We start from the raw sequence: 7,874 nt of genomic DNA on the forward strand, positions 1-7,874 counted from the left end.
GCAGGAAGGCGCGGCACTACTCCTGCAGCGACAATCGCCAGTCATAGGTAAAGGGCCGCACTTCCTGGCTTTGCGCGAGAAAGCGGGCAAACGGTTCATAGCACGATTCGATCCAGCCGGCGCTGACGATGTGCGGCTGGCCCACTGCCAGGCGTTCGATGCGCCCTTCGACGAGGTTGACGGGATCGAACCAGATGCGGTTGCTGCCCACTTGCAGGTGGCTGCCCATGATGTCGGGCAGCAGCAGCGCGATGGGCGCGTGCGCGCGCCGTTTCGGCACTTCGCCGCCGCGCGCCAGGGGGCCGTGCTCGATGCCGGGCAGCGGCTGGTAAGCTGCCTCGTCGCCTGTGAGCGCCTGCACGGCGGCCTGGCTCGAGGGCGCGCGCTCGAAGTAGTTCAGGTGGTGCGTGTGCGGCCCGCGCAGCAGCAGTTGCCGCACCGGCGTGCTGCGCGTGGCGCCGCCGGCCATCGAGGCGCAATTGACCACCAGGTCGTTCTGTCCGCCGTACAGCTGGTCGTCGAGGCAGTCGCCCAGCCAGCCCAGCAAGCCATCGCCGCTGCAGGCGCCGGCCAGCACGTGCAGCGGGCTGGCCACGCGCACGTCGGGCGCATTGAGCAGGGCTACCAGGGGCGAGTCGGGCATCATCGCTTCCAGGCCCGGCAGGATGCGCGCATCGCAGCGCTGCTGCACCACGGCCAGCAGGAAAGCCATGGCGCCGTCGGGAATGCCGTCGTGCAGCAGCAGGTTGAACATCACGCTGGCCCAGCGGTCCAGACGGCCCGACATCAGGGTGGTGCCGCGCGCCGGGCAGGCCACGCGCACGAAGCGGGCGATGCGGATGGCGCGCGTCTTCAGTTCCACGCTCAATTCGCGCAGGCGCGCCGCATCCGCGTCGTAGCCGCCGCGCCCGCCCAGCCGCGCCTGGGCCGTGAAGTGGTCGATATCGTGGCTGTTGAACGCTTCCCCGCCCACCGTGTTTTCGCTCAGCCGCTCCAGACCGTCGCCAGCCAGGTCGACGGCGCCGCGGCTGTCGATGCGCTGCGCACGCGCCAGCAATTCGCCCACCAGGCCGCCGCGCGAATGGCTCAGGAGGTGCAGCACGGCGCCGTGCGGCAACTGGCGCACGAGGGCCAGTGCATTCTCGATGGGGCTGTCGCTGAGGCTGCGGTGCTCATAGCCGTAGATGCGGTTGCCGTACCGCGCCGCCAGTTGCGGCGCCAGGCCGTTGCGCCACAGGCCGCCAAAGCTGCGCTGGGTCGACGAGGCCGTGCCATGCAACAGCAGCAGCACCGGCTCCGGCTCCGGCCCGGCGGGCAGGCTGGTGACGGCTGTCATGCTGCCCGCCTCGATGCCGCAGCGGTACAGGCCCAGGCGCTGCTCCAGCTGGCGGTCCTGGAAGGCGCCCGCCGCCGCCAGCGCCGTCATGGCGGCGGCGCCGCAGCGGTACACGCGCACGGCGCGCAGCATCCAGGCGCCCAGGCCGTCGCGGCTGGCGCCGGGCGGCTGGCGCGCCGCCTGCGGACGCAGGGCCAGTCCCACTTCGATGCTGGCGGGCGCGCCGTCGCGCGCCACCGTGGCCGGCCCCAGGTAGCGTGGCAGGTCCAGGCTGCCAGCCAGCAGCGAACTGCCGTCGCACAGCAGCAGTTGCACCACGTCGGCCGGGCCGATATCGAGCACGGTACGGCAACTGCCGATGCCGCGCGCACTGGACAGCACGTGGGTCTCGGCATGCCAGCCGGGCGCGGCGGGGCAGTCGCCGGCGCTGGCGAGGGGATCGCGCGTGAGCGTCAGGCGCAGCACGGGCGGCGCAAGGGGATCGCTGGACATGCGGTTGGGATCGCTGGTTAAAAGCTGACCTTGATGCCTGCGCGGACTATGCGTGTTGTGTCAGATCAAGTATGCGTGGAAATGCAGGGGAGAAGCTGGAGGGGCGTGCCGGAGCGGGAGGGCAGAGAAACGGTCAGCATGGTTTGGGCTGGGTCTCTTCGCTATCGTGCTCGGATGTTGTGCGGTGAGCGAACTACGCGAATTGTATGGCAAAAGTTCATTGCGCCGGGAACCTGGGTGCCTGGCATGGCATTACAACAGCGGGTGGTTCAATGGACTGGCGTGGCGGACAGTTCCTTCAGTTCGCGGATGGTGATGTCCGATTTTTCATGCATGCGCAATAAAATCGTTGCACCGACCGATAGTTTGCCGTGCCGAATCTTGCTGATGATGGGAGGCTGAACTTCCAGGACACGGCATAGTTCCGCATCATTTTTCAAGTTCAGCTTCTCGATCAAGGTATCGAGCAGCTTGTTGGGCACAAAACTCGATGGTTCGAGCGCACGCGCCCGGTTCATCGCTTCAATCATTTCCAGCTTCTTTTGCCGAACGTTCATTTACTCCTCCTTCAGGTTATGCAAGGGACGAGACCACTTTATATGGTCCCGGCTATAGTTCGTCATCGCAGTACGGCTGTCCGGGTGACGTAGTACAACATTCGCGTTACAACATTGATAACCAGGCAAGTGTTTTAAATAATACTACGATAACAAAACTTGTGACAGATGGTCAGTTAAATTAACTGATTGTTTGATTAATTTGGTTGACGATTGTTGTATTTTGTAATCCGCTTTTCGTGAGAATCATGGTCCGGTCCGCCATTTCGGCGGCGGCCAGCGAATGCGTGACCATGATCGCGCAACTGCCGTTGGCCTTGATTTCGGCGCGCAGCAATTGCAGGATGCTGTGTGCCGTGTCCGGGTCGAGGTTGCCGGTGGGCTCGTCGGCCAGCACCAGCGCCGGCTTGTGCACGAGGGCGCGGGCGATGGCCACGCGCTGCATTTCGCCGCCCGACAATTGCTGCGGAAAGTCGCCGCCGCGTCCGCCCAGGCCGACCGCCTCGAGCATGCTGGCGGCACGCTCCTGGGGCAGTCCGTTGAGCAGCAGCGGCAGGGCCACGTTTTGCAGCAGGGTCAGGTGCGGCAAGACGTGGAAGGCCTGGAAAATAAAGCCCATGCGGGCGCGACGCAGCCGGGTCGCGGCGGCGTCATCGAGGCTGGACATGGCAATGCCGTCCACCAGGATAGGGTGCGCTTCGGCACCCGCATCGGGCGTATCGAGGCCGGCGATCAGGTTCAGCAAGGTCGACTTGCCCACGCCCGAGTCACCCATGATGGCAATGAATTCCCCGGCCTTGAAGCGGCAGGAAATGTTGGCCAGCACGGGACGGGCATTGGCATAGGACTTCGACAGATGGCGCAATTCGAGCATGGTTGATCTTGATTAATAACGGCTATCGTAAAGGGAGGCACGCGGGGGAGAGGGGGGCCTGGGAACTGCAAAGGGGCGCGGATTGTTTGGCCGGCAATGTGTAGTATACGACAGGCTTATGCTTTTTGCTTGGCAATACCAATTTTGTGCGCACGCTGCCGGTTTGACCTTAAGTTACCTGCCGCACGGCTGGCTTGCGCGGATTCCGTTATGATGGAAAAAAGTCATCGGCAAGGCGCCCGCGAACCGCTACGGCAAGGGCGGCGCGCCCGGTGGCTGACCGTGCAAGCCCTTCGTGAACCCAACATTGACGACGCCAGCCCATGACCATGCCACTTGCGCAACAGCAGTCCAATTTGTATCCCACCAACAACGCAGGAGCGGCCAGCGCCACTCCTGCCACGATAGCCGAGATCAGCAGCGGCCTGCTGGCGCGCGATGCCTGGACGTCGCCCAAATACCTGTACGACGCGCTGGGCTCGAAACTGTTCGAAGCCATCTGCGCCTTGCCCGAGTACTATCCGACGCGCACGGAAGCGGCCATCTTCGCCCGCCACGGCGCCGAGATCGCCCACGCCGTGGGGCCGGGCAGTACCCTGATCGACCTGGGCGCGGGCAATTGCGCCAAGGCCGCCAGCCTGTTCCCCCTGCTGCATCCGGCCCAGTACGTGGCCGTGGATATTTCCTATGATTTCCTCAGCGAATCGCTGAGCCGGCTGCAGCAGCGCTTTCCGCACATCGAGATGACGGGCCTGGGCCTGGATTTTTCCAGCCGCCTGGACTTGCCCGACAGCGTGCGCGACGCGCGGCGATTGTTCTTCTATCCGGGCTCGTCGATCGGCAATTTTGCGCCCGAGCAAGCGACCGCCTTTTTGCGCCGCCTGCGGGCGAATGCGGACGGCGACGGCGGCCTGCTGATCGGCGTCGACCTGATCAAGGATGACGCCATCCTCGACGCCGCCTATGACGATGCGCTGGGCGTGACGGCCGCCTTCAACCTGAACATGCTGCGCCACGTGAACGGCTTGATCGGTGCCGACTTCGACGTGCGTGCCTGGCAGCACCACGGTTTTTTCAACGCCGACGAGCGCCGTGTCGAAATGCACCTGGAGGCGCGCAGCGAGCAGTTTGTTCATTGGAAAGGCGGCCAGCGGCGTTTCGCGAAAGGCGAGCGCATTCATACAGAAGACAGCTACAAATACACGCGCGCCACCTTCGTCGGCTTGCTGGAGCAGGCGGGGTTTTCCACCGTGCAAGTCTGGACGGACCCGCAGCAGTGGTTTGCGGTGATTTACGCCCGTGTAATTAGAGACTAAAGGCAATAATGCTGATCGATCATTACAACAAGGTGCGCCAGCATTCGCTGCTGCTGGCCGAGCCGCTGTCCGACGAGGATTGCGGCGCCCAGTCGATGCCGGACGCCAGTCCCGTGAAATGGCATCTGGCGCATACCACCTGGTTTTTCGAAACGTTTATCCTGGAAAGCATGGAAGCGGCGTTCGCGCCATTCCACCCGGCCTTCCGCGTGCTGTTCAATTCCTATTACAACGGCGTGGGCGAGAAGCATCCGCGCGCGCAGCGGGGCTTGCTGACGCGTCCCGGCATGGCCCAGGTGCGCGCTTACCGGGCCAACGTCGATGCACGCATCGCGCGCCTGCTGGCGGGCGAACTGGCGCGCGACGAGCGCGAACGGCTGACCATGCTGCTGGCGCTGGGCCTAGAACACGAGCAGCAGCACCAGGAATTGCTGTTGACGGACGTCAAGCACCTGCTGGCGCAGAGCGCCCTGTTTCCCGCTTACCTCGATAACGTGGACGGCGCGTCGCCGCCAGCGCGGCAAGCGGCGCAGCCCACGGCCTGGCTCGCCTTCGACGGCGGCCTGGCGCAGATCGGCCATGCGGGCGACGGCTTTTGTTTCGACAATGAATTGCCGCGCCACCCGCAATACGTGGCGCCGTTCGAACTGGCCAGCGCGCTGGTGACGAATGGCGAATTTCTCGCCTTCATCGAGGCGGGCGGCTACCGCACGGCGCATTTGTGGCTGGCCGAAGGCTGGGACTGGGTGCGCAGCCAGCAGCTGGCATGCCCGCTGTATTGGCAGCGCGACGAGGCGGGACACTGGCAGGAATTCACCTTGTTCGGCTTGCGCCCGCTCGACCTGCAGGCGCCGGCCACGCATCTGTCCCTGTTCGAGGCGGACGCCTATGCGCACTGGGCCGGCGTGCGGCTGCCGACGGAAGCGGAATGGGAGCTGGCGGCGCAAGGCGTCGCGCTGCAAGTGGGCCAGCTGCATCCGGCCGCTGGCGCGCCGGGAGCGGGCTTGCGGCAAATGTTCGGCCACTGCTGGCAGTGGACCAGCAGCAGCTACGCGCCGTATCCCGGCTACCGCACGGCGCCCGGGGCGCTCGGTGAATACAACGGCAAGTTCATGCTGAACCAGTATGTGCTGCGCGGCTCGTCGTGCGCCACGCCGGCCGGCCATGCGCGCGCCAGCTACCGCAATTTCTTCCCGGCCGGCGCGCGCTGGCAATTTTCCGGCATCCGCCTGGCGCGCCAGGTGGAATAAGCAACTTAGTGCAAGCGTTGGACGGAAGGGGCAGGGCGGGTCGGCGCCGTGGTGCCAGCGTTCTGTTCCAGCTTGAACTGGCTGACGAGGGTTTCCAGTTCGCCCGCCTGTTCATGCATGGCAGCCGCCGCTGCGGCCGCTTCCTCGACGAGGGCCGCGTTTTGCTGCGTCGTCTGGTCCATCTGCATGATGGCGGCATTGATCTGCTCGATGCCTTCGCTCTGCTCGTGGTTGGCGACGCTGATTTCACCGACGATGGCGCTGACCCGGCCCACGCTGGCCACCACTTCATCCATCGTGGCGCCCGCCTGGCTGACCAGCTGGGCGCCCTGGCCCACGCGGCTGACGGAGTCGGCGATCAGTTCCTTGATTTCCCTCGCTGCGCCAGCGGATCTTTGGGCCAGGTTGCGCACTTCGGATGCCACGACCGCAAAGCCGCGTCCCTGTTCGCCGGCACGCGCCGCCTCGACTGCCGCATTCAGGGCCAGGATATTCGTCTGGAAAGCGATGCCGTCGATGACGGCGATGATGTCGACGATCTTGCGCGACGACGCATTGATGGCGTCCATGGTGCCGACCACTTCCGCCATGGCCGAGCCGCCGCGCTGCGCGATTTCCGATGCCGAGCGGGCCAGGGTATCGGCCTGGCGGGCATTGTCGCTGTTGCTGCGCACGGTGCCCGTCAGTTCGATCATCGACGAGGCCGTCTCTTCCAACGCGCTGGCTTGCGCTTCCGTGCGGGCCGACAGGTCGGCATTGCCGCTGGCTATCTGGCTCGACGCCACGGCAATCGTGCCCGTGCCGCCGCGCACTTGCCCCACCAGGGTGGCCAGGTTGGTATTCATGTCGCGCAGCGCCTGCAGCAGCTGGCCCGCTTCATCCTTGCCGTCGGCCGCGATCTTGCTGCTCAGGTCGCCTGCGGCCACCGCTTGCGCCACGCGCAGGGCGTACGCGATCGGCGTGGTGATCGAGCGCGTGACCCGCCAAGCAAAGAACACGCCCAGTAGCAGGGCGGCCGTGCCCAGGCTGGCCATCAGCACATTGGCTGCGGAAATATTCTGCTGGATTTGCTGGCCGCCATGCACGACGACGCCGCGCTGGATGTCGTTCAGGTGGTTCACCGTCTTTTGCAACTGGTTCAGGGCGGGCAGGGTATCGTCGCGCACGTGTTTGGCCGCTTCCGCGCGCTGTCCCGCCACCAGCAGTTTGTCGGCCTGGCTGAACGAGACGACATAGGCCTTGCGCTGCTGCTTCAGCGTGGCAAGCAGTTCCTTGCCTTCAGGCAGCACGATCAGGCGGTCGAGGATGGCCAGCGCATCGGTGATGGTGGCCTTGTTGGCGTCGATTTCGCCGTGGATGGCGTTGGCGCGTGCCGGATCTTCATGGATGAACAATTCCAGCACCAGTGCCGCGTTCGAACGCGTCGTGCTGCGGATGGTGGCGATGGCGTCGGCCTTGGCCCAGTCTTTCTCGATGATGGCTTCGCTGAGCGCGCCGATCTTGTCCAGCCGGAAAAGGCCCGTGCCCACCAGTACTGCCATCAGCAGCAGCACCACGCCAAAACCGGCGCCCAGGCGCACGCCTATCTTCATATCCGTCAATTTCATTTTTATTCCCTCGGTAGCGAAAGTAATCCTCAGGAAATTATTGGCAATTTATAGCGAACAGAAACAGATGTGATGCTAGGCGCGCTCTGCGACGCAGTGCAAGCACTGCTAGCGGAGGGCAACAAAGCAGCACGCTGTTTATGGAAGCTAGAAATGACAAGAATTTATTGGGGGTTACTTTTAGATCTGTCTCCGGTGGTCTTGTTATGAAACGATTATACGGTCGGCAATACCTGATTTGCACTACTAATTGCTCAATAGAAATGAAAAAGCGGCACGGCGATCAAGCCGTACCGCTTTTTCTCCCTATGAGGGATACCCGAGCCGTGTTCAGGCGGCGCTGGCAGCCACGTCGGTCGCTGTTGTTTTTTCGGCGTCCGTCTGCTTGATGCGGCGGTTCACGGCCGACAAGACGGACTTGAACGAAGCGGTGACGAGATTG

At 64.1% G+C, this 7,874-nt stretch carries 6 protein-coding genes; 2 read left to right on the plus strand and 4 right to left on the minus strand.

Annotated features, from left to right (window positions below):
* Positions 1-16: 16 nt before the first annotated feature.
* From ASN89_RS01220 to ASN89_RS01230, 3 genes are all read right to left on the minus strand, one after another.
* Entirely contained in the window at positions 17-1,828 is a 1,812-nt protein-coding gene (locus ASN89_RS01220; RefSeq protein WP_058047988.1) for a hypothetical protein, read from the minus strand.
* Positions 1,829-2,097: 269 nt separating this feature from the next.
* Entirely contained in the window at positions 2,098-2,385 is a 288-nt protein-coding gene (locus ASN89_RS01225; protein ID WP_034757399.1) for a hypothetical protein, read from the minus strand.
* Between the two features lie 181 nt (positions 2,386-2,566).
* Complete coding sequence (locus tag ASN89_RS01230; protein ID WP_046683715.1) at positions 2,567-3,259, minus strand: ABC transporter ATP-binding protein; 693 nt, start codon at positions 3,257-3,259, stop codon at positions 2,567-2,569.
* 323 nt (positions 3,260-3,582) lie between these two features.
* Here ASN89_RS01230 and egtD point away from each other — a divergent pair, with 323 nt between their 5' ends.
* Positions 3,583-4,575: an L-histidine N(alpha)-methyltransferase gene (egtD, locus tag ASN89_RS01235; protein ID WP_082127685.1), complete on the plus strand. Its 993-nt coding sequence runs from the start codon at positions 3,583-3,585 to the stop codon at positions 4,573-4,575.
* A gap of 8 nt (positions 4,576-4,583) precedes the next feature.
* On the plus strand, positions 4,584-5,825 hold the full coding sequence (egtB, locus tag ASN89_RS01240) for an ergothioneine biosynthesis protein EgtB (RefSeq protein WP_058047989.1): 1,242 nt from the start codon (positions 4,584-4,586) through the stop codon (positions 5,823-5,825).
* Positions 5,826-5,830: 5 nt separating this feature from the next.
* Here egtB and ASN89_RS01245 read toward each other — a convergent pair whose 3' ends face one another.
* Positions 5,831-7,432: a methyl-accepting chemotaxis protein gene (locus ASN89_RS01245; RefSeq protein ID WP_058047990.1), complete on the minus strand. Its 1,602-nt coding sequence runs from the start codon at positions 7,430-7,432 to the stop codon at positions 5,831-5,833.
* Between the last annotated feature and the right edge of the window lie 442 nt (positions 7,433-7,874).

The organism is Janthinobacterium sp. Ant5-2-1 (assembly GCF_001445815.1).
GTDB lineage: Bacteria > Pseudomonadota > Gammaproteobacteria > Burkholderiales > Burkholderiaceae_D > Janthinobacterium > Janthinobacterium lividum_E.